Source organism: Chryseobacterium sp. OV279 (assembly GCF_900128945.1).
Lineage (GTDB): Bacteria > Bacteroidota > Bacteroidia > Flavobacteriales > Weeksellaceae > Chryseobacterium.
This window is the reverse complement of record NZ_FQUD01000004.1, coordinates 89,665-112,358: the sequence shown is the minus strand read 5'-3', so window position 1 is coordinate 112,358 and position 22,694 is coordinate 89,665. Positions and strand designations below refer to the sequence as shown.

The window sequence follows — 22,694 nt, the reverse complement described above, 5'->3', positions numbered from 1 at the left end:
ATAGCGTCTTTGCGATTTTACAATAAAAAAAGATGATTTAAAATATTGATAATCAGCAGTTAATTTCCGGGTTTTTCACCTACGCAATAAAGGTGTTTTTCCTTATGACTTTAACATTGACTCTGCCGAAATTTGCTTTATAAAACCAATAAAAACTATAGTTATGGCCACTAAAAAGCAATTTTTCGTTTCACTGGAAGGCGTAGACCTTACCGATGAGCAGTTGAAAAACATCGACAGAGGAATTCAGAGCGTTGTTCTTTCCGAACTTTCAAAGATTGATAATACCCAGGCTTTCGGAGCTCACAGAGACTTCAAAGGACTGGTGAGACCCTTGAAAATTAAAGACTGGTTTCCTTGGGGAATCATTATTTTCAAACCGGGAATTGATATTCAGAGCCAGTTGAAAGACATTCAGGGTCAAATAAAAAGCTATGGAGGCTAATTCCAATACTTCAAAAAAGAGGTGTCCCAGTTATGTAGGAAAAGTTGGGGCACAGCTTTTTGGGGTGGTCAACAAAGATGGGAAGGTACAGTTCATAACACCGCTCACCGTCACAGAAGATTTCCTGGATCAGAATCAGGATAAAACCAGTCTTGAACAGAGATTCCGGTTTACAGGAAAATGCGTTGAAAAAGGCTGCGTGCAATGGAATGCAGAAGAATCCAAATGTTCTTTGTCTCAAAAGGTTCAGAATCTGGATATACACAAAGAAAAAGAGCTGTTCTTTTGCCCGATCCGGTCTCAGTGCAGATGGTTTTCCCAGGATGGAAAAGAAGCCTGTTTTTCGTGCAATGAGGTCACAAGAAATATGGAGGAACTTCTTCTTACTATTCAACAATAAAAAAGACGCTTCAAATTGAAACGTCTTTTGTTTTATTTTGGTAAGCCTCTTTTTAAGGCCAGTTCTGCGGTTTTAACAGCTGCTTTCTCTTTCCAGTCCATATAGGTGGTTTTAAAATTGGACTTCATAATGTCATCAAACTTACGCTGCACAGTCAGATTCCATATGGAGTGAGCTTTTACAGCCCACGATTTGTCCCAGGCTCTCAGAGAGATAGAGAAACTTCCGTCCAGATACTTCATCCAGTGCCACCATCCGGTAGGCATGAAAAGCGTATCACCGTGTTCCAGGAAACATTCAATTCCTTCTACACCATCTAAGGCTGGATATTTCTCAAAGTCAGGATTGTCAATATCATAATCTTCCAGTGCATAGGTTGCGTATGGAAGTCTGTACAGTCTTTCTTTCCATTTATGTTCAAACAGCTTCACGTGCTTTCTTCCATTAAAGTGCGTATGGAATATATGCGCCATATCAATATCAAAATGAAGGAAAGTCACAGAGCTTTTTCCACCAAAAAACATAGATGGATATTTATCAAGGAAACCGCCCATAAGTTCTTTAGGAGCAATAAAATCGTCCATTAATTTATTAGCGTGTTTTATCGGGTCAAAAAAGAAAATTCTAAGATCAGTAGGCTCTCTTTGGATAAGATCTATATAATCTGCGAACTTCATTTTTGTAGTAGGCGTATTAATGGGAGCAGCAGGATCGGCTTTTTTAGAATCGTAAAGAGGAACTTCTACATCACCTACCACTTCCTTTACATAATCCATGGTCCACTTCTGGTAAGCAGGCCATTTTCTTGCCATGTTTTTAATGACAACGGGCCTTCTGGGCTTTAGATATTTTTCCATAAACTCTTCCTGAGTAATATCATCTACAACATCTATAGGCTTTAAAATAATTCCCATTCTATAAATTTTATGTTACAAAATTATTAAATAAATATATATGAATCAGTGTTTAAGTTTTTTTTAATCTATGATTCAAATCACTTTTAACTATTTAGACTAAATAAAAATATAAAAAATTATTCTTTTATCGAAACTCTTTGCGTATTCCCTATCATAAGACAATATTTTCCCGAAAATAGTTACACCGAAGTAAAATAAAATGAATTGATTCGATATAAATTTAACGATAAGATTTTAAAGAATTGATATACCAAACGAATTTTAATAATAAAATTGACAGACTGCTATTCAAATCTCAATAATCTTGATTTTTAAGGTGATAACCTGCTCTTAAGGCGTAATTTTTTAAAACTTTTCATCAAAAGTTTAGATATATCAAAAATATAACTATGTTTGTAGTGATAAAGCATTTAACCTTTGTCCATAAAATACATCTTTATAAAAAGTGTAACAAAAAACACAAGCTACGAACTAATTAGGCAAATAATAAATTATGAAAAGAAAGATATCTCTATTTCTGATGCTTTTTTTTACGGTGCTCACCTTTGCACAGAAAACGGTATCAGGGAAAATTACCGATGAAGACGGATCACCTGTCCCAAGTGCCAGCGTTACCATAGAAGAGCCGGGTAAAGATGCTATTTTAGCGTACGGGATCACCAATTCTAAAGGAGAATACAAAGTTACATTTACTTCTCCGGAAGCTAATGTAGACCTGAAAGTAAAAGCTTTCAACCAAAAACCCCTGACTAAACAGATCAGCAACAGCGATCAGACACTTACCTTCAAAATGCAGTCTGAGGCTACAGAAATAAAAGAAGTACAGCTGAAAACAAAGATGATCACTGCCAGAGGCGACACCATTGCCTACGACTTGAAAGCCTTTGACAGCAAAAGTGACAGAACGCTTGCCGATGTAATGAGAAAAATTCCAGGTATAGAAGTCAATAAAGACGGAACGATTCTTTACCAGGGAAATGCCATCAACAAATTCTATGTGAATGGGAAAGACCTTATGGAAGGCGGCTACGGAACGATTAACAACTCGCTTCCCAAAGATGCCGTACAGAAAGTGGAGGTTCTTGAAAACCATCAGCCGGTGAAAATTTTGCAGGATAAAGTGCCTTCCGATCAGGCAGCCATCAACATCAAACTGAAAAACTCCGTTACCATGACCGGAAGAGGAGAAGTGGGAACCGGTTTTGGAGATCCATGGTTATGGAATGTTAAGCTGACCCCGATGTTTTTCGGACAGAAAAGCCAGTGGGTCGTGAATTACAAGACCAATAATATGGGAGAGCAGGTGGAAAATGAAGGGAATATCTTAGCATTTGGAAACAGATTCGAAGGAAGGAGAATTAACGCTTCTCAAAATGACTGGCTGAATGTAGAAAATGCAAGTACACCCAATCTTCCGGTAAAAAGATATTTAATGAACAACGTACATTATTTATCTGCCAACTATCTGACCAACATCGACAAAAAGAAAGAATGGGAACTTAAAGCTAATGCCAACTATACGAATAATGCAGTGGAAAGAGAGTCTTACAGCCAGACAGATTATTTCGGAGGAAGCTCTAACTACACCAATATTCTTAATAATTTTTACACAGATAAAGCAAAAGGAGAATTGATATTTACAAAGAATGCCAAGAAGGGATTCTTTAAAAATACAACAAGTTTCTCTCAATACTGGAATGCAGACCGGGGGATTGTTGACAGAACAGATGCGAAAGATGGCTCATACAGACATGCAGATGAGGCAGTAGAATCTCCTACCACATCATTTCAAAACTCATTGAGTACTATCGTTCCATGGAAAGAAAAGATGGTTAATGTATTATCTTTTGTGAGCTATCAGACAGACAAACAAAATCTGGAAGTTTCCCCATCATCATATTTAGGGATTCCGGGATTTACACCTTCAGCAAGTAGTGATTTTGTTCGTCAGAACCTAAGACTTAAAACTTTTGAAGCCAACCATTCTGCCAATATTAGTTTTTCATCAAAAGGATGGACATTTACTCCGGAAGTTGGATTTAATTTTAAAACAACAGATCTGGTTTCAGACCTGTCAAATATTACCACCACGGGAGTACTTCCATCACAATATAGTAATGATCTGAAATATACAACAGCAACACCTTACGGAAGCTTAGGGGTGAACTATAAAAGTGAATCATGGATGTTGTATGCCAATGTTCCTGTAAATTCCAATAACATTAAGGCGGAAGATCCGTTACGAAATGTTTCAAAAACAGTAAATAAAGTAACCTTTGAACCTAATGTCTTTGCACAGTACTCTTTTGCTTCTTTTTGGAAAGCTTCAGTGAGTGCTAATATCAATAATAATTTTGGAGAAATAAACACGGCCTATTCAGGATTCCTGATGACTTCACCAAGCGGGATTAACGCGATGGACATCAATAACCCAATACCTCAGAACAACAATAAATCTGCAGGAACAAGAATAGAGTACAGAAACCCATTGAATAATTTATTCTTTAATGTGAGTTACAGATTTTCTGATGCCAAAAGAAACCTGATCTCAAACCCAACGATCAATGGGCCGGGATACAGCATCATGAAATACATTGAGCAGGATAACCATATTTTAAATAATGGATACAGCGCAGAAGTAGGAAAATATTTCCCGAAATTTAAGACCAATGCTTCCCTTAGCTACAGCAACAATACGGCGAAGTCTGATGCTTTTTTAAATGATGAATCTTATACGAACAATAACAACGGCCAGTCTTACGGGATTAAATTCAACAACACCTATTTCAGCTGGATGAGTGTGGATTATAATGCAAGCATTTCCAGAACAAAACAGACCAGTACAGGAAAGATCAACTCAAGCGCTATCAGAACCGGATTTACACACAATCTTGGTGTGTTTTTCTATCCTGTTGAAAATCATACGGTTGGATTTAACTGGGATCAGGTAAATACCAATGCCGCTGATCAAAAATACCGTAATGGATTCTACGATGTTTCCTATCAGTTTACCTGGGCTAAAAAGAAAATTGATTTTGAGCTTAAATGGATGAATATTGCAAACAAAAAAGTATTCGAAACCTATGATATAAATACTACAAATATTACGTTTACAAGATATCAGCTACGTCCAAGCCAGGTGATGTTTACTGTAAAATTCAACTTTAAGTAACAATACAAGACGATAAATGAAAAAACCAATCTCAACTCGAGATTGGTTTTTTTGTTTGAGATATATTATGTTTTTCTAAAAGCTTTGCTGGTCCGCTGTAGGTCCGTAGCTTCCGGGAAGAGCAATGTCATTCAGTCGGTAGTAGACTCCTAATTGCGCACGATGGTGAGTAATTTGGTTCAAAGAATGACGGATAGAGCCGTATTTAGTCCATTTGGCGACTTCATGACCGTTATTTTTTAAAGCCCAGTATTCGTTGAGGTCTTCTTCTTTAGCGTTTTTCAGGGATTCCTGCGCAGAATTGAAGTTGTCATCAAGCGTTTGCAAAAGATCTTCTTTGGTCGAAAGATCTTTAGGCTGAAAATCTCCATTGGCAAAATCAACCTCCGAAGTTTTCAGTATCGTGTTCGGCCATCCGAAAATCTCAGAAATATGAGTGGCCAGAGGCATCAATTTCATGCTTTTCTCATGAGGAGCATAGTCGTTTTTTCCTTCAGGATAAGACTCTAAGAACTTTCTGGTCGTTTGATACTCGGTTTCAAACTCGTCTTTAAATTGTGATAAAGTGTCCATACTATTTTGTTTTTTAAGTACTTAAAGATAAGTCTTTTATGAAGGAAAATGTTTTAACGGAATCATAATTTTATTCTAAAGCAGTTCGTACGATGAAAATGATTCGGAGAATATTGAAAAAGAAACGGAATAATTAAAAGTCAATAGTATTTTGGTATTCAGTTGTTTACAGGATTGTAAATAATTTTTTGAAAAAAAACTGTAACATATTTCAACAATCAGTAACTAATTAATAAACATTATCAAAATGAAAAATCTATTTTCTGTATTCTTTATTGCTCTTTTTGCCCTCGCATCAGCACAGGATTCTAAAGAATCAAAAGAAACAGCGAACCGTTTCTTTTATGAACTTACTTTTAAGCCGAAGAAAGATTCTGCAAAGATGGACAATGTAGTGATGGCCCTTGATATTGTTAAGGGTAGATCTATTTACAGAGACTTTACCGCTGTTGGACAGGATTCAATTCTAAAAGTTCAAATTGAAGCAATGCAGAAGGCGGGTGTGTTTAAAGATATGTCAAAATCTTTCAAGATGCCGAAGTTTTCAGAAAAAATTGTGAAAACTTATCCAAGTATGGAAATTCAATATATTGAAAGAATTGCAAGCGGATTTACTCCAATGAGTATTGGATATAATGAAACGGCAAAATTCGATTGGAAAATTTCTGATGAAAAAACAAAAATAGGAACTTACAACGCCCAAAAAGCAACAACAGAATTTGGAGGAAAGAAGTGGACTGCATGGTTCAGTTCTGAACTTCCTTTCCAGGATGGGCCCTATAAATTTTCAGGACTTCCAGGCTTGATCGTAAAGATTGAAGATGAAGGCAAGAATTATTCCTGGGTTCTTAAAGGAAACAAAAAAGTTCCAAATTGGGATGAAGTAACTTACATGGAAAAAATTTCAAATGTTGGTTTAAAAGTAACAGAAATGCCAAGAGATAAGTTTGAGAAAACATTTAATGATTTTAAAAAAGATCCTTTTGCAACAGTAAGACCAATGATGACCCAGGAAATGATGTCCAAATCAATTCCGGGAATGGACGGAACCATCGGAGACATGATGAAAAAACAGGAAAAAGGCTACAAAGATTTCTTTAGTGCTAATGATAATCCAATAGAAACTTCATCACAAACTCCAGAGAAAAAGAAAAAATAGAACATTCATATCAACTAAATTATATTTTTGAATCAACCCAGATACAGCCATGTATTTGGGTTGATTTCTTTCATACCCATCGTTATTTAGATTAAATTTAAATAGCGTATATTTGCCCTTACTAAAAAGCAGGTTTTGAAAGAGAAGGACTTACATAAATTAAGCACATTCCCTAAAAACAAAATGGGGAAGATTTTGGGCTATGATAACGATCACCTGAAGATGCCTAACAAGATTATAGAAATGGGATTGCTGCCGGAAACAATTTTCAGAATATTGTATCAGGCACCATTCAATGGTCCTATGTATGTAGAATTTGGAGAGGAAAAAAGCCGAATCGCTCTACGTGAAGAAGAGGGAAATTATATCATTGTTGAAGAATTGAATTAATGCAGGAAAATAAGAAAAAACAGGTCCTTTTAGTCGGGAATCCCAATGTAGGAAAGTCTACGGTTTTCAATGCTCTGTGCAACAAAAAGCAGAAAACCGGAAATTATGCAGGAGTTACCGTAGCGAGCCATTCAGGAAAATACACCTATAAAAACGAGGAAGTTGAGGTGATCGACCTGCCGGGTTCGTACAGTGTCTATCCAAGCTCAGAAGATGAAGCTATTTTTTCCAAATTTCTTATTGACGAGCAAAAAAATTACGCCGGCGTTATCTATATTCTTGAAGCATTAAGTCTGAAAAGAGGATTGCTTCTGTTTCAGCAGATACAGGACCTTGGAATTCCGATGATTCTGGTAGTGAATCAGATCGACCAGGCGGAAAGAAGAGGAATCAGCATTGATATCCAGAAATTTTCTGATGCTTTGGGCATCAAAATCATTCAAACCAATGCTAAAGAGCAGCTGGGAATCGATGAGATCAGAGAAGCTGTCCTGAATAAAGGTTTTGTAAAAGCAGAAAAAAACTCTTTTGAAACACCAAACGAACACAAAGATTTTATTCAAAAATTAGCAGCCCACAAAGGCATCGACAACGAATATAAAGCGTGGATGAGCCTTTCATTAGGCACTGATCTTGGAAAGATTGGATCCATCAAAGACCAGATGAATGAACCTGATTCTAAAAGTCTGGTTCCCAAAAGACTTCAGGTACAGGAAACCGTAAGAAGATATCAGAATGTTGACAGAATTTTGTCAGATGTGATCTCTAAAAAAGCGCAGTTCAAAGAACTTCTGACTGAAAAACTGGACAAAGTACTGGTTCACAAATTCTGGGGCTATGTCGTGTTCCTGATGATCCTGCTGATTATTTTCCAAAGTGTATTCTTCCTGGCCGAGTATCCAATGAACTGGATCGAAAGTTTCTTTTCATGGCTGGCTGCCTTTACAGGTGAACATCTGCCGGAAGGACCTATTAACTCATTGATTTCAAACGGAATTGTTCCCGGAATCGGAGGCATTGTAGTCTTTGCCCCTCAGATCGGGATTTTATTATACTTCCTTTATTTGCTGGAAGACTCAGGATATATGGCGAGAGTGGTATTCCTGATGGACAGGCTTTTACGTCCGTTCGGATTGAATGGAAAAAGTATTGTTCCACTAGTGTCCGGGACGGCCTGTGCTATTCCTGCCGTGATCTCCACAAGAAATATTGAAAATGTAAGAGAAAGGCTGTTGACCATATTGGTGACCCCTTTCATGACCTGTTCCGCAAGGCTTCCGGTCTACAGTATCATTATCGGGCTGATCATTTCAGAAGGATCTTTCCTTGGAATCAAATATAAAGCGCTTGTGCTGATGGGCATGTACCTTTTAGGTTTCGTTGTGGCTTTACTTTCAGCAGCTATTCTTAAAGGATTTATCAAAAATGAAGGGAAGACCTATCTTGTCATGGATCTTCCAACCTATAAAAAACCTCTTTTCGGATACGATTTTAAAATGGTTTTGGGAAAAGTCTGGGAATTCATTACAGGAGCAGGAAAAATCATATTTATTGTAAGTATCATCATCTGGTTCCTGAGTTATTTCGGACCCAAACAGAAACCTGAACAGTTTGTAGCGACAAACGTTGAACTGGATCATTCTTATCTGGCGAAAATGGGAAAAGGAATTGAGCCTCTTATCGAACCCCTTGGCTACGACTGGAAAATGGGCGTAGGGATTCTGACAAGTTTTGTAGCGAGAGAAGTTTTCGTGGGAACCATGTCTACTTTATACAGCCTTGAAGATGATGCTCCCGAAGTAAAAGTGATTGATAAAATGAGAAGAGATGTAAATCCGGATGGCTCAAAAGTCTTCAGTTTTGCAACCGGAATTTCCGTACTTTTATTCTACGCATTTGCAATGCAGTGTGTTTCTACACTGGCAGTAGTCTACAGAGAAACCAAAAGCTGGAAATGGACCGGCTTTCAGGTAGCGATGATGACAGGTTTGGCATATTTTGTGTCGTTGATAGCATATCAGATTTTAAAATAATGGATACTTCATTACTATTCCAGTACGTTATTATCGTATTGATCGTTGCATTTGCCTGCTACTCTTTATTTAAAGTGCTCAGAAAGAATTTTGCACCCAAAAGATTCAGCTCCAAAAGAACCGGCTGCGATAAAGATTGCGGATGCTCATAGTCCTGTTCTAAGCTTATAATTGAAAAAATTGTAGTAATTTCATTTTCTGAAACTAAAACCTTTTCGATTTGAGCCCGAAATCAGCAGCAGTCCTTCTATTTTTCCTTGTAACGGTTATGGCAAAAGCCCAGATCGATACGGCCAAAATCAAATCTTATGCAGATCAGGTGATGGTCCGGATCAACCTTGATACCAATATTGAAAAATATGTTTACACGGAAGGTCCTGAAGATAAGGCTATAGAAACCAGTTATACCATCAACAACAAAACAAGGGCTTCTGTTTCTATTGATTACAGGATTATCAGTGCCACCGTATCATTTACCCCGAATTTTCTTCCGGGTAACAATGATGACGAACTTAAAGGAAGCAGTTCCTATGCGGACTTCAGATTCCGCTTTTTCCCGAAAAAATTTATCCAGACCGTTTACTACAAAAATGTAAAAGGGTTTTATATGGAGAATATGAAAGACTTCTTTCCGGAATGGAGAGAAGGAGTAGATCCATATCTTCAGTTTCCCGATCTGAGAATTCAGAGTTTTGGAGGATCTACAGCCTACGTCATGAAGAATGATTTTTCCCTGAAAAGCATTTATACCCAAGGTGAATGGCAGAAGGAGAGCCGCGGAAGCTGGGTTCCTTTTGTAGATTATGACCTTTCCATTTTTAGAGACATTTTAAACGGCCAGAAAAGTAAGGAGACTCAGTACAGTTTTGGAGCCAATATGGGCTACTTTTATAACTGGGTGCTTGGCGCTAAGAAAAGAGTCAATATCTCACCTAATGTCTCACTGGGGCTGGGCGGAATGTTTTCCAGCAGCTGGGACATCCGTGGTGACGGGGCAAAATTCAACAAAGAAAACACGCAGTACCTGACCATCAGGTTTGCTACAGGGCTTCATATAGGGTACAATACAGACAGAATTCTTTTCGGAGGAAAGTTCAATGTCAATGCCTCTGCCTACAATGAAAAAGGGGACCAGAGCGTGCAGAACAACAACCTGTATGGATTGCTGTACATCGGTTACCGTTTCCCACCTCCGAAAGTCGTGGAAAGAAATTATGATAAGATTCAGAAAAAGATTCCTGTTTTATAACGTAAGCGTCTTTTAAGTATCTTTGTCCGGAATAAAAAACAACTTAAAAAAATAAAAACAGAATGTCGTTAATAAAATCTATTTCAGGGATCCGGGGCACCATCGGCGGAAAAGTAAATGATAACCTGACTCCTCTGGACGTGGTGAAATTTGCCTCTGCATTCGGAACCTGGCTTCAGAATACACAGAATAAAAAGAATTTAACCCTTGTTATAGGAAGAGACGCCAGAATTTCCGGCGAAATGGTTTCTTCACTGGTAACCGCTACCCTTCAGGGATTAGGGATCAATGTAGTAGATTTAGGACTTTCCACAACACCAACCGTGGAAATTATGGTACCTGAACTGAATGCAGACGGAGGAATCATCCTTACTGCTTCTCACAATCCAAAACAGTGGAATGCTCTTAAGCTCTTAAATGGCAAAGGAGAATTCATCAGCGGAGACGATGGTGCCAAAGTACTTGCACTCGCTGAAAATGAAGATTTCAACTACGCTGAAGTAGACGATCTTGGGAAATATGAAACGAGAGAGGATGCTTTTGACATTCATATTCAGCAGATTTTAGATCTTCCGATGGTAGATGTTGAGGCTATTAAAGCGAAGAAATTCAAAATCGTTCTTGATGCGGTCAACTCTACGGGAGGAATCGCTATTCCAATGCTGTTGGATAAATTAGGCTGCGAGACCATAAAACTATACTGCGAACCGAACGGACAGTTTCCGCACAATCCTGAGCCTTTAAAAGAGCATTTGGGAGACATCTGCGAGCTGGTAAAGAAAGAAAAAGCAGATCTGGGAATCGTTGTAGATCCGGATGTAGACAGACTGGCATTAATTGATGAAAATGGAGAAATGTTCGGGGAAGAATATACTCTGGTTGCCGTAGCAGATTATTTATTGAAACATAAAAAAGGCGCTGCTATTTCAAACCTGTCTTCAAGCCGTGCTTTGAGAGATGTTGCCAGAAGCCACGATTCAGAATACTTTGCCAGTGCTGTAGGAGAGGTGAATGTAGTGAACTTAATGAAGGAGAAAAATGCAGTGATCGGAGGAGAAGGAAACGGTGGAATTATCTATCCAGATCTTCATTACGGAAGAGACTCTTTAGTAGGAGCTGCATTGTTTTTAACTCATTTGGCTAAAGAAGGAAAAACAGTTTCCGAATTAAGAGCAGGATATCCAAGCTACTTTATGGGGAAAAAGAAAATAGAACTGACTCCTGAGATCAACGTAGATGATATTTTAGCCAAAATGGAAAAGGAATATCAGAATGAAGAGGTTTCTACGGTAGACGGTGTGAAAATTGACTTTGAAAACAATTGGGTACACCTTAGAAAATCCAATACAGAACCGATTATCAGAATCTATACTGAAGCTTACACTCAGGAAGAAGCCGATAAACTTGGAGATGATATCATCGCTAAAATTAAAAGTTTAATCTAAAATAAATAAGGAACGGAACAGAAATGCTCCGTTCTTTTTTCTTGTTAAATGTTTGAGCATATACAAAACAGGTTTCTTTTCCCGAAAGGAAAATGGCGGAAATTTCTAAGCTGCTTTGAGCGCATGGAAATTCCTGCTAAAACTCTGCTTTTAAAAGAAAATGAGGTTTCAGACAGTGCTTATTATATTGAAAAAGGAGTTGTAAGGGCCTGGTACAACAATGACGGGAAAGACGTGACCTTCCAGTTCTTTATGGAAAACACCATGTTCTCGTCCCTTGAAAGTTTCAGAAAAGGTCTGCCAAGCATGGTCTCCTTCGAAACCATAGAGCCCTGCACTCTATGGAAGATCCGTAAAGCTGATGCAGATGCTGTTTTGGCCGAAGTGTATGAAGATCCCGAACTGAGAACCCAATTCATGGATTCTCTTTTTGAAAGGATCTTCGACTATATGAAACATTTTTTCTCATTTATAAAAGATACCCCGAAACAGCGTTATCTCAGCCTTACCAGAGAACGCCCCGAAATCATCAGAAGAATTCCACAGCATTATATTGCGTCCTACCTGGGCATTACCACGGTGCATCTGAGCCGTATCAAAAGTGCTATCTTAAAAGAGGATGCTTTAAAAAAATAGTCAAGAGGATAACTGATAACAAATGTTATTGCACGGCACACTGCTCTCCTCCTAATTTTGTATAAAAATATAATACAATGAAAGTAGCAGTCGTATTTGAAAAAGGAAGCATTCCTCAATATGCAGATTTTCCGGATCCGGAAACCCCTAAAGAAAATGAAACGCAGGTATCAGTCAAAGCAGCATCCATCAAAAATCTTGACAGGGCTATCGCGGGTGGAAGTCATTATTCCGTCAGCAGCGAAGCACATCAGCCAAGAATTATAGGAACAGATGGTGCCGGATATCTTGATAATGGTCAGAAAGTATATTTTTTCAGTAAAAAAGGAACCACAGCTGAGAAAGTCAATGCTGAAAAAGGATTTATTATTCCTGTACCGGAAGAACTGGATTTCGCTACTGCGGCTGCACTGCCTAATGCTGTAATGGGATCTGCGATGGGACTGAAGTTTAAAGCAGGGATGAAGCCCGGCGATACCGTTCTGATCAATGGAGCAACCGGCGTTACAGGGAAAATTGCAGTTCAGGTGGCTAAATTGTACGGAGCTAAAAAAATCATTGCCACAGGCAGAAATGAAGACTCTTTACAATCACTTCTGAGACTTGGAGCAGATGAGGTGGTCTCTTTAAAACAGCCGGACGAAGATTTTAAAACAAAAATTAAAGAAATTCACAATAAAACACCCATTGATATTATCTTAGATTATCTCTGGGGTCATTCTATAGAGATGATGCTGTACGCTCTTAAAGGAAACGGAACATTTTCTCACAAGACCAGATTGGTTTCTGTTGGAGGAATGAGCGGCGATACCATTCAGCTGTCATCACAAATTCTGAGGGGAACAGATATTCAGATTTCTGGTTCCGGATTGGGAAGCTGGACCAAAGAAGAGACTCATCTCCTGTTTACGGAAATTATTCCCGAAATGTTTCAGGCAGCCGTAGAGGGTAATATTAAAATAGATACAGAAAAAGCAGACATCAGGGATGTAGAAACGGTCTGGAACGCCGAAATTCCCGCCGGAAAAAGACTTGTTCTGACTATTTAACCACAATTTGCGTTTTTTATCCACAATCCTTTTATCTGTTTTCTTTTTTTACTATCTTTAAAATAGAAATTTATGAAAAATTAATTCAAAAAAAAGTTGCAACTTTGCATAAACATTTGAATTTCAGATTCAGAAGTTATTATTAATTAATAAAGTTTGCCGAGGTTTGTAAGCATATTCAGACATCGGGCTGACAAAGACGACACTATTGGAAGAGTATTTTGGAAATGAACTTGTAAAAAAGTTCGAGGAAATGATGGAAAATAATGATGAATTCTACTTCGATACCGAAGAGTTGGAAGATATCATTGTTTATTATTTGGAGCTGGGAGATTTTAACTACGCAGACAATGCTGTTAACTATGGCCTTAAGCTTCACCCGAATTCATTAGATATCAAGATCAAAAGACTTGAAATTCTCTTGGAATGGGAAGATTATAATACCGCAAAAGAACTCATCGACGAACTGAAAGGGGCATCGATGGAAAACACAGATTTTATGGTCTGCTATGCGAAGTATTATTCGAACCTGGGAAACCCTAGAAAAGCCATTGACATCTGCAAAAAAGCCTTAGAACTGCAGGAAGAAGAGAACTTTCTGCACAACTTTATTGCGGACGAATATGTAAACCTGGGAGATCCCTTTAACGCTCTTAAACACTACAGAAAAGCTCTGAAAGAAGATCCTACGGACGAGTATTCGCTTGAAAACTGTATGATCTGCTTCAGCGACCTGAATAAGAGCGAGGAGGCTATTGCCTTTCTTAATGAATACTTAGATGAATTTGCTTATTCCGAAACCGCATGGTTTGAATACGGACAGTTTTATTTCAACAGAAAGAATTTTGAAGAAGCTATTAAAGGGTATGACTACCTGTTGGCCATCAATTCAAGTTCTGTGGGAGTATATGCGAACAAAGCAGCCTGTTATGAAGCTTTAGGACAATATCAGAAAGCGGTGGCAGTATATGAGGAAATGCTTGAGCTTGAATATACCAAAGCATTTACTTTTTATAAAATAGGATTATGCTATAAAGCGCAGAAACAGTCGATTATGGCTCTTAATGCGTTCCAGAAATCACTGAGAGAAGACCCGCAGTTTTATCTTGCGATGATGGAGCAGTCTTATTTATATGAAGAAATGGGCGGTATGAAAGAAGCGCTGCATTTTGCACTCGAAGCCACTCACTTGAATGATACCAATCTTGACTATCAGAAAAGACTGGCGTTTCTGTTGATTGATTCCGGAAAATTTGAAGAAAGCCTTACCTGCCTGAAAAAGCTCGTAGATGCTGAACCTTCAAGATTTTATAACTGGTATGCGTATTCAGAAGTTTTAATGCTTCTTGGAGAATATGAAGAAGCGGTGACTATTCTGGACAGGGCGATTAAGGTACACGACAGGGCAGAGCTGTATTATCAGCTAAGCAACTGTTATTTCAACCTGAAAAGGCCTGAAAGTGGAACAGAAATCCTTCAGAAAGCATTAAGCAAAGATTCATCACTTGCTACGGATATGCAGAAAAAATATCCTTTCATTAAAGATGAGGTGAAGAAGGTCAAAGCAAAAGTGAAAAAGAAGAATTCTTAGGAACTTGGACGAGGGGAGTGATCTGTCTCATCCATACGTAAGATTCTTAAAGATTTTAAAACAATCCAAATAAATAAATCCTGCAGCAATGCGGGATTTTTGTTTTTAATTCTTTAAACAAGTTAGAGCACTTTAGTTTCAAAGCTTTATATTTTTTTATCTCTCGCAGATTTCTCAGATGATGCAGATTTTAATGCATGTTCTTTATAAAAATCTTTGATTTTTTCTAAACTTATGTGCTCTTTGTATCCGCAATACATTTTACTTAAAATAGCTAAAGTGTTTAAAACTTTTGTGACTTTTGTGGTTGATATTTTTTTGAAACATTAAGATCAATGAAGGCGGTAAGATGAGTTAAGAAAAAATCAAATGATTTTTTAATTTGTACGTCTTAAAGCGAAGCTAAAGCTTAACAGGATCTTAATGGTTTGAGTTTTTCCTCCCAGATTAGGAAAATAACGCAGATGATATTTTAATTGAGATCAATTTTAAAATCATTAAAAAGTATACTCAAACATCTGTGCCATCTGCATAATCTGCGAGAGATTTTTAAATCATTGCATATCCATTCCCTTCATCACAATCACATTTTACTGATTTACCCAGGCGGGCGTTTCATCGGTCAGCTTCATCATCGACGCAGTCGAAGTCTTTGCCTTCCTCAAAATCATGCGCTTCCTAAATAAATCTTTGCGTCAAAATGCATTAAAAGCAAGAATATTTTACAGTTCCGCATCACATAGAAAACGAACCTACTTTTTGACAACGCCGGATTTAGACCTTAAAAAGATCAGTCCGCCAATAATGACTCCTGCTCCTACAAACTGTAAGATACTCAGTTTTTCGCCATCCAAAAAGCCCCAGATAATAGCCACGATCGGCATCAGCAGCGTTACTGTTGAAGCAAAAAGGGGAGTGGAGACTTTCAGTAACCGGTAATTCAATGTCATGGCCAGTCCTGTTCCGAAGACGGATAAAAGACCTACAAACATCAGTCCCAGCATATTATCTTCACTAAAACTGAATGTCGAAAAGAATCCCGTGAATGTCAAAGCAATAAGAGAAGGGAAAAATAAGACAAAAGAAAAAACAAAAGCAGATAAAATCGTGGAAGAAACATCCATAAGTTTAGACTTCACGGTCGTTGTACTTAGAGCGTAGCATAATGTAGCCAGTAATAAAAGCAATATCGGGATCAGTTTAAACTTTCCGCCTTCACCATCACCACCAAACGCCAGTAAGCACACGCCTGCAAAACTGATCAGCGTTCCCACCATCTGTCTTTTAGTGGTTTCAAACTTCCAGACCAGCGCACCTACAATGATTACAAAGATCGGCATCATGGAATTGATGATTCCGGCAATACTGCTGCTCACTTCCGTTTCAGCGATCGGAAATAAGAACATTGGAATGAAATTTCCTGTAAATGCAGCCAGAATAAGCCATTTTAAATGCTTTTTCGGAAACAGTTTATATTTTGAAATGGCAACAGGCATCAGAATAATTCCAGCGATCAATACTCTCAGAGCGCCTACCTGATAAGGACTGAAATGCTCAAGAGATTTTTTGATCAAAATAAATGACGATCCCCAGATAACCGTTAATACAATCAGGAGGATCCATTTTTCTTTATCTGCGTTCATTGTTTTTGTGTAAGGTTTTTAAAAAATCTTTTTTAGGAATCATTTTTGCACCTAAGCTCTCGAGGTGGTCGGTATGAGACTGGCAGTCAATAAGATCAAGGCTGTCTTTGTTGCTTTCTACAAAATGGATAAAACCGGCTTTAGAGGCGTTGCTTACCTTGGCAAACATACTTTCGCCACAGAAGACACTTCCGATCTGAAGGCCGTAAAATCCACCCACCAGTTCTTCATCCTGCCATACTTCAATACTTTTGGCAAGACCATAATCGTGAAGTTTGATGAAAGACTCCATCAGTTCATCGGAGAGCCACGTTCCCGTCTGTTCTTTTCTGTTGGTTTGCTGGCAGTTTCTGATCACTTCCCTGAAATTTTTATTCTCAGAAAAGGTAAAAACATCCCTGTCCAGGATTTTCCGCATCGATTTGGATACTTTCAGCTCATCAGGATACAGCACGAACCTCGGATCCGGGCTCCACCACAATATTTCCTCTCCGGGATTGTACCACGGAAAGATTCCCAGCTGGTAAGCAAACCAAATACGTTCTATGGACAGATCGCCGCCAAAAGCAATCAGGCCTTCATGCCCGTCATAAAGTTCAGGATCGGGGAATGAAATCTCATTTTCGTCTAGTCGGACCATATTTTGGAAAAAAAATCCCACTTGAGCAAGCAGGATTTATATTTGATCTTTTTCTTTTAATTAAAAAGGTAAATCGTCGTCATCGTCGCCAGCGAAAGGGTTTTCGTTGGAAACCGGAGAGGCAGACTGAGAAGGGGATGCCTGAGTAGGCTCAGATCCGTTGTCCATCACTTTTTCAATTTTCCATCCTGTGATAGAATTGAAATATTTAGTTTCGCCCTGAGGAGAAACCCATTCTCTTCCTCTGATGTTGATTCCCACCTTTACAGTTTCACCTTCCTTAAGGTTATCTAATAAACTGATCTTATCAGACAAAAATTCTATGTTTATCGGCTGTGGATACTGTTCCTGAGTTAAAATAACCATTTCTCTCTTTTGAAAACCACTTGCAAATGTCTGAGCATCAAAAAGTTTCTTTACCGTTCCTTGTAATTCCATATTGTAATTATTAACGTTGTAAAAGTAAGAAAATGAAATGTAATAATAGGTGAGGCAGAAAAAAAATGTGTGAATTTTAATTTTTTTTTCTGAAAAGTTTGGAGGTAAAGGAAAATGTCCTATATTTGCACTCACAAAAACGAAGCAAGCTCTTTAAAATAAACAAACCAGCGGATGTGGTGTAATTGGTAGCCATGCCAGACTTAGGATCTGGTGCCGTGAGGCGTGGGGGTTCGAGTCCCTTCATCCGCACTATGCGAAAATAGCTCAGCTGGTAGAGCACAACCTTGCCAAGGTTGGGGTCGCGGGTTCGAATCCCGTTTTTCGCTCCACACCTGCCCTGGTGGTGGAACTGGTAGACACGCAGGACTTAAAATCCTGTGTTCGTAAGAACGTGCGGGTTCAAGTCCCGCCCGGGGTACTAAAACTCTCTGTAGATTTTTTCGACAGAGAGTTTTTTAGTTTTAAGAAGGGTTTGTAATAACTGTATATATTCACTTTTTGTGCATATTTATGTTTTTTTAGTTCTTATTTTAAGACAAAATGTTTTATATTTGTAGTCTCAATAGCGAGACAGGTTCTTTAAACAAAGAAAAATCAGCGGATGTGGTGTAATTGGTAGCCACGCCAGACTTAGGATCTGGTGCCGTGAGGCGTGGGGGTTCGAGTCCCTTCATCCGCACCACGAAAAAAACTCTCTGTATTATGTACAGAGAGTTTTTTGTTTTTAGTACAACCTATATATCCATGCACGGATCAGGTTGGCATCTTAAAAAATTCAGACAGGAAGAACTTTCGTTGATAAAAGAATGAGGCTTATGAAAAATGAAGTGAAAACCTTCCTGCTGAATAGACCTGATAATGCAGTATTCCTTTAGAATATCTTACGTATGTGTTTTGCTGCTTTAAGGGATTTCCGGTTTTTATGCAGCCCTGCTTTTGTTGATGATTTCCCTGAGGGCTGTTTCCAGATCTGATTTTTGTTTTTTCGTAAAAAACTTTAATGAAAATCCTGCATTTTCCACCTTCGCGTCAAATTCAGTATGGAAAACAAGGGCATTCTTCTTTTCATTGATACCAAACTCAGCAATATCTACTAATGCAATGGGCGTAAAGCTTAAGGCAGTGCCGTTTCCGAACATCAGATAGTCTTTGACCGCGATATATTCATTATACGTTGTGATTTCTGAATATCTGGAAAAAGCCAGCCGGATGAAACTTATAACCGTTAATAAAAAAGCACAGATCAATAGGATGATGCTGTAATAAAAATACAGGACTGCTGCTGTTGCCAGCAATAAGAGAATGATCCATAGAAAAGAATGGAAAAGAATGGCGTTTTTGTTACTGATACTAATCATCATATGGAATTTTAATGTTTTTATTTGGGGATATTTAAGAGAAAAAATTTTTAAAAAAACTTCAGCCGAGAGGAAAAAAAAGAGGATAGAGAATTCTCAGCTGAAGAACTTATAATAGAATCACTTTCAAAGTTTTTGCTTTTTCTCAATTGTATTTTTGCTGTGACCGCATTTTTTTAAGCAGATAAAATCAGACAGGAGGGAGTAGAGGAATAAACGAATGAATTATTAAAAAGCACGACATAAAACCCTCCTGCTGATAGGATATTACGGATCATTAATCTGTGATCATGCAATGTTTTTTATTAAAAAGCAGCTGGTCCTTACTGGAATGTATAACATCAGTTTTTGATAATGCTGCCATAGGTTTTTCTTATTTTCATATGCGTAGCCGTATTATTTTCAAAATAGATGACGAGGTAGGTTTTTCTTCCGAAAAAATTGCGGTGAAGCAGGTAGATCCAGATATTGTCCGGATAAAAATTGAATTCGTCTCCCAATAGTTCTATTACTTCTTTTTTCGTCTTTCCCGGAAGATCATTGTACTGAATTTTCATAGCATCATCTGTTGTTTTGGTGTACTCTTTTTTAATTTCTTTTTTGTGATATTCTTTTTAAGTTGGGTATGGATATTTTAAAAATCTTCAGCTGTGTTTTATCCTGAACGCTCATTAAGGAGGCACAGCTGAAGGAAAACTATTATTTGTGTTCCAGAACCTTTAACAAAAGCATTGGATTGATGGTCTAAAATTATGGTTTAGGCTTGATCTGAGCTTTTAGTTCATCGATTTGTTTCTGTTGGCTTTTAACCAGTTCCTGAAGTTCCTGTACCGCTTTCGTAAGCACTACCGTCATCTCGGGATAACTTACGGACAGTGTTTTCATTTCATCATTGGCGGTAGAGACCAGTTCAGGCATGGCAGCTTTAATTTCCTGCGCAATAAAACCTATCTTTTTGTCGGTGCCTCTCTGCTCGTCCTTAAATCTGTAGTTAATGGTACGAAGTTTTGAAATCTCACTTAAACCATACGTATTATCTACAATATCTTTTTTCAGACGGATGTCAGAATTCTGGGTAAGAGAACCTGCTAAAGTGGCATTTCCGTTACCATTGATGCGAAATATTTCCGTGGCACCCGCGAAAAAGACATGATTAGCCTGTGATTGATAACGAAGTGTAAAATCATTAACACCAAAGCCGTAAAAGTCTGTCTCAGTATTGGCGACTTCATAAAGTATTATTTTACGGTTGGCTGTTCCCCCTCCAATATGCAGTGGAGCATGGGGAGTAGTAATTCCTATACCTAAGCGTGTTCCAATAATGGTGTTTCCTGTGGCCAGTGTTTGTAGTAGAATATTTCCAGTGCCTCCGGCATCTATATTAAAATCAGAGTTAACTATAGATCCTACTTTTCGGATTCCAGCCCATCCAATTCCTACGCCCTGAGTGGAATTGGCAGGAAGAAAAGAAGCAATGCCGAAGTATTGGTTGGCATTTGTCCCGTCTACTACACTCAGCTTCTGCGCCGGGTTAGCCACTCCTAATCCCACATTTCCTGTTCCGGTGAAGGCCAATGCATTGGCTGCCTGCGTTACGGTTCTGTTTCCATTAAGGGCTCCGTCATTCGTGTAGATGTTTGTATTAATGTCAGTCACATTCGTCCAGGTGGGGGCTGCTCCTGCTCCGCCTGAAGTAAGAAGCTGGCCAGCTGTACCGGCACTTCCTGCAGCGGTTGCGCTTCCACCCACATTCAGTTCGCCCGTAAGCTGCGTAGAGCCAGTTACATGCAGTGTTCTTTGTGGTGTAGCGGTACCAATACCAATATTCCCATTTCCTTTAATGCGCATCAATTCATTGGAAGCTGTGCTGCTGGCGGCTGCATAAAATACATGATCTGCAGTTGTGGCATCTGTTTGATAACGCAGTACGCTTGCATTTAAACCAAAACCGAAATATTCGTGATCGTTATTATGATTATTATCATAAAAAACAATTTTACGGCTTGCCGCTGCGTTGCTAAACTGTAAAGGAACAGTGGGATTAGCAATACCGATACCTACATTTCCAGCTTGATTAACCCTCACTCTTTCCGTATTATTGGTACGGATCACAAAGCCTGTGTTATCGGTGGTACCAATAAAATTATTGGTTGGGTTGGTGCCGGTATTACCAAGGGTTAGCCAATTGGTATTGGCTGCTACTGCTACTGCTCCACCGTTGGAGGCACGCCAGTCATTGTTGCTATATACAAACTCCAAAGCCTGCCCACTCGGTACCAGAGTACTATTGAGCACAGCAGGGAAACCACCAGTAGTATTGTTATATATGATAAGACGCTGGCCTGCATTAGGTGCTGTAGGAGCTGTCACCGTTATATTGGCAGTGGCAGCTCCGGTAAGTTGTACCTGAGATGTATTGGCGACTACTGTAGCAGCATTGCCCGTTACGGCTACGGTAGTTTCACGGTTGGTAATGGCACCGTTTACATCGAGGGCAGTGCCAGCTGTATTGGTACCAACGCCTACCGTGCCGCTGGCACTAAAGTTGCCGCCAACAGCTAATTTTTGTGTGGCGTTAGGATTAGCACCCATCCCAAAGTTGCCATTAGCCAAATCCATCCCAAAGTCTACCGCCCCGCCATTTCGGCCAAGGTAAAAAAGGCCATTATTACCTGTATAGTTAGGATTTATGCCCAGTACAGTTCCCTTGGTACTGCCAGTAGCATCTTTAGCTAGCAGGTTCTGAATAACAGACTGCCCGTTGCCGGTGTTTTCCAGGCGCAAGGCCGTATTGGCGGTGTTTGCAGTGAATACGCCAGTTCCCCCTGTACCGGTAGTCACTATGTGTAGATTGGTAGAAGGGGAAGTGGTGCCGATGCCAAGCCTATGGTTGGCAGCATCTACCGAAAGTGTTCCTCCGTCTACAGAGAATGCATTAACAGCTGTTCCTGTGAAGGCTAATGTATTAGCTCCCTGTGTTACAATTCTATTTCCAGCCAGTGTTCCGTCGTTAGTATAAATGTTATTGGCGGGCGTTGCGTTTCCTGCCAATTTTGTCCAGGCTGTTCCGTTGAAATAGTAGTAGCCTTCAGCATCGATATTGGCGGCTGTTCCCGTCTGGGCACCGGTAGCTGTGCTGTTGATGTAGATCATGGTAGAGACGGGGACACCCGTCATGCTTTGTGCCTTTTGCCGGTCTACTCTGGGAATAAGGAGTCCTTCTACCACTGCGGAGGTACCTGTGGTTTCTTTGGCCCGTACATCCAGTGTGGAGGCCGGGGTTTGGGTATTCACACCCACCTGCGCATTCACGTGTACAGAAAGAGAGGTTACCGCAATGACCAGAGGTAAAATAATTTTTCTCATAGATTGTTTTTTCGAAATAATTTTGGCCTAAAAGTAAAAGCCGTTGATTCTTTTTTCTTTTAAAATATGTTAAATACTTGTTAACCAAAGGAAGAATTCTGCCGTTTATTTGTTAACTTTTTAATGGGTAAAGAGTTGATAGGGAATGGGTTTCAGTTGTATTTTCTGTTAACTGGATAATCCTTGT

The 22,694-nt window shown here is 39.0% G+C and carries 20 protein-coding genes and 4 tRNA genes; 16 read left to right on the top strand and 8 right to left on the bottom strand.

Annotated features, from left to right (window positions below; all coding sequences use genetic code 11):
* Positions 1–163 precede the first annotated feature (163 nt).
* Positions 164–445: a hypothetical protein gene (locus BUA72_RS17585; protein WP_034724524.1), complete on the top strand. Its 282-nt coding sequence runs from the start codon at positions 164–166 to the stop codon at positions 443–445.
* Entirely contained in the window at positions 435–845 is a 411-nt protein-coding gene (locus tag BUA72_RS17580) for a hypothetical protein (protein WP_072924301.1), read from the top strand. The genes BUA72_RS17585 and BUA72_RS17580 overlap by 11 nt, the downstream gene beginning before the upstream one ends.
* 32 nt (positions 846–877) lie before the next feature.
* Here the strand turns inward: BUA72_RS17580 and BUA72_RS17575 are convergent, their stop codons facing one another.
* Complete coding sequence (locus BUA72_RS17575; protein WP_047455915.1) at positions 878–1,759, bottom strand: cupin-like domain-containing protein; 882 nt, start codon at positions 1,757–1,759, stop codon at positions 878–880.
* Between the two features lie 496 nt (positions 1,760–2,255).
* Here BUA72_RS17575 and BUA72_RS17570 point away from each other — a divergent pair, with 496 nt between their 5' ends.
* Positions 2,256–4,934 carry a carboxypeptidase-like regulatory domain-containing protein gene (locus tag BUA72_RS17570; RefSeq protein WP_072924300.1) on the top strand — a complete coding sequence of 893 codons (2,679 nt, stop codon included), beginning with the start codon at positions 2,256–2,258 and terminating at the stop codon, positions 4,932–4,934.
* Positions 4,935–5,009: 75 nt separating this feature from the next.
* On the opposite strand, the gene BUA72_RS17565 is transcribed toward BUA72_RS17570, so the two are convergent.
* Positions 5,010–5,507 carry a DinB family protein gene (locus BUA72_RS17565; RefSeq protein ID WP_072924298.1) on the bottom strand — a complete coding sequence of 166 codons (498 nt, stop codon included), beginning with the start codon at positions 5,505–5,507 and terminating at the stop codon, positions 5,010–5,012.
* Between the two features lie 247 nt (positions 5,508–5,754).
* Here BUA72_RS17565 and BUA72_RS17560 point away from each other — a divergent pair, with 247 nt between their 5' ends.
* The 9 genes from BUA72_RS17560 to BUA72_RS17525 all read left to right on the top strand — a co-directional run bounded on the left by BUA72_RS17560 (position 5,755) and on the right by BUA72_RS17525 (position 15,059).
* Positions 5,755–6,666 carry a GLPGLI family protein gene (locus tag BUA72_RS17560; RefSeq protein WP_047455918.1) on the top strand — a complete coding sequence of 304 codons (912 nt, stop codon included), beginning with the start codon at positions 5,755–5,757 and terminating at the stop codon, positions 6,664–6,666.
* 135 nt (positions 6,667–6,801) lie between these two features.
* Positions 6,802–7,056: a FeoA family protein gene (locus tag BUA72_RS17555; protein WP_034724538.1), complete on the top strand. Its 255-nt coding sequence runs from the start codon at positions 6,802–6,804 to the stop codon at positions 7,054–7,056.
* Positions 7,056–9,089, top strand: coding sequence for a ferrous iron transport protein B (gene feoB / locus BUA72_RS17550; RefSeq protein WP_072924297.1), 2,034 nt, complete (start codon positions 7,056–7,058; stop codon positions 9,087–9,089). Before BUA72_RS17555 ends, feoB begins: the two co-directional genes overlap by 1 nt.
* Positions 9,089–9,241, top strand: a complete 153-nt coding sequence (locus BUA72_RS24525; protein ID WP_165571864.1) for a hypothetical protein — start codon at positions 9,089–9,091, stop codon at positions 9,239–9,241. The genes feoB and BUA72_RS24525 overlap by 1 nt, the downstream gene beginning before the upstream one ends.
* Positions 9,242–9,309: 68 nt before the next feature.
* Positions 9,310–10,338: a DUF4421 family protein gene (locus tag BUA72_RS17545; protein WP_139259640.1), complete on the top strand. Its 1,029-nt coding sequence runs from the start codon at positions 9,310–9,312 to the stop codon at positions 10,336–10,338.
* 62 nt (positions 10,339–10,400) lie between these two features.
* Positions 10,401–11,783 carry a phosphoglucosamine mutase gene (gene glmM, locus BUA72_RS17540; RefSeq protein WP_072924294.1) on the top strand — a complete coding sequence of 461 codons (1,383 nt, stop codon included), beginning with the start codon at positions 10,401–10,403 and terminating at the stop codon, positions 11,781–11,783.
* Between the two features lie 48 nt (positions 11,784–11,831).
* A complete protein-coding gene (locus BUA72_RS17535) occupies positions 11,832–12,419 on the top strand; it encodes a Crp/Fnr family transcriptional regulator (RefSeq protein WP_072924292.1) in 588 nt (195 codons plus the stop codon).
* Positions 12,420–12,496: 77 nt separating this feature from the next.
* Positions 12,497–13,468 (top strand): quinone oxidoreductase family protein, encoded by a 972-nt coding sequence (locus BUA72_RS17530; RefSeq protein WP_072924291.1) that lies wholly within the window; start codon positions 12,497–12,499, stop codon positions 13,466–13,468.
* Between the two features lie 208 nt (positions 13,469–13,676).
* The gene (locus tag BUA72_RS17525; RefSeq protein ID WP_034724546.1) at positions 13,677–15,059 is read left to right on the top strand and encodes a tetratricopeptide repeat protein; all 1,383 of its coding nucleotides are present in this window, start codon (positions 13,677–13,679) and stop codon (positions 15,057–15,059) included.
* Positions 15,060–15,811: 752 nt separating this feature from the next.
* Here BUA72_RS17525 and BUA72_RS17520 read toward each other — a convergent pair.
* From BUA72_RS17520 to BUA72_RS17510, 3 genes are read right to left on the bottom strand one after another with little or no spacing between them, the layout of a single operon-like run.
* The gene (locus BUA72_RS17520) at positions 15,812–16,702 is read right to left on the bottom strand and encodes a DMT family transporter (RefSeq protein ID WP_072924289.1); all 891 of its coding nucleotides are present in this window, start codon (positions 16,700–16,702) and stop codon (positions 15,812–15,814) included.
* Positions 16,689–17,342 carry a leucyl/phenylalanyl-tRNA--protein transferase gene (gene aat, locus BUA72_RS17515; RefSeq protein WP_072924288.1) on the bottom strand — a complete coding sequence of 218 codons (654 nt, stop codon included), beginning with the start codon at positions 17,340–17,342 and terminating at the stop codon, positions 16,689–16,691. The genes BUA72_RS17520 and aat overlap by 14 nt, the downstream gene beginning before the upstream one ends.
* Positions 17,343–17,402: 60 nt before the next feature.
* A complete protein-coding gene (locus BUA72_RS17510; RefSeq protein WP_034724756.1) occupies positions 17,403–17,780 on the bottom strand; it encodes a DUF3127 domain-containing protein in 378 nt (125 codons plus the stop codon).
* A gap of 170 nt (positions 17,781–17,950) precedes the next feature.
* Here BUA72_RS17510 and BUA72_RS17505 point away from each other — a divergent pair.
* From BUA72_RS17505 to BUA72_RS17490, 4 genes are all read left to right on the top strand, one after another.
* A tRNA-Leu gene (locus tag BUA72_RS17505) sits at positions 17,951–18,032 on the top strand.
* 4 nt (positions 18,033–18,036) lie between these two features.
* A tRNA-Gly gene (locus tag BUA72_RS17500) sits at positions 18,037–18,112 on the top strand.
* 5 nt (positions 18,113–18,117) lie between these two features.
* Positions 18,118–18,201 (top strand) — tRNA-Leu (locus tag BUA72_RS17495).
* 179 nt (positions 18,202–18,380) lie between these two features.
* Positions 18,381–18,465, top strand: a tRNA-Leu gene (locus BUA72_RS17490).
* A gap of 238 nt (positions 18,466–18,703) precedes the next feature.
* On the opposite strand, the gene BUA72_RS17485 is transcribed toward BUA72_RS17490, so the two are convergent.
* The 3 genes from BUA72_RS17485 to BUA72_RS17475 form a co-directional block, all read right to left on the bottom strand.
* Positions 18,704–19,144, bottom strand: coding sequence for a hypothetical protein (locus BUA72_RS17485; RefSeq protein ID WP_072924286.1), 441 nt, complete (start codon positions 19,142–19,144; stop codon positions 18,704–18,706).
* 338 nt (positions 19,145–19,482) lie between these two features.
* Positions 19,483–19,698 (bottom strand): hypothetical protein, encoded by a 216-nt coding sequence (locus BUA72_RS17480; protein WP_072924285.1) that lies wholly within the window; start codon positions 19,696–19,698, stop codon positions 19,483–19,485.
* A 193-nt stretch (positions 19,699–19,891) separates the two neighbouring features.
* On the bottom strand, positions 19,892–22,507 hold the full coding sequence (locus tag BUA72_RS17475) for a tail fiber domain-containing protein (RefSeq protein WP_072924283.1): 2,616 nt from the start codon (positions 22,505–22,507) through the stop codon (positions 19,892–19,894).
* Positions 22,508–22,694: the final 187 nt, after the last annotated feature.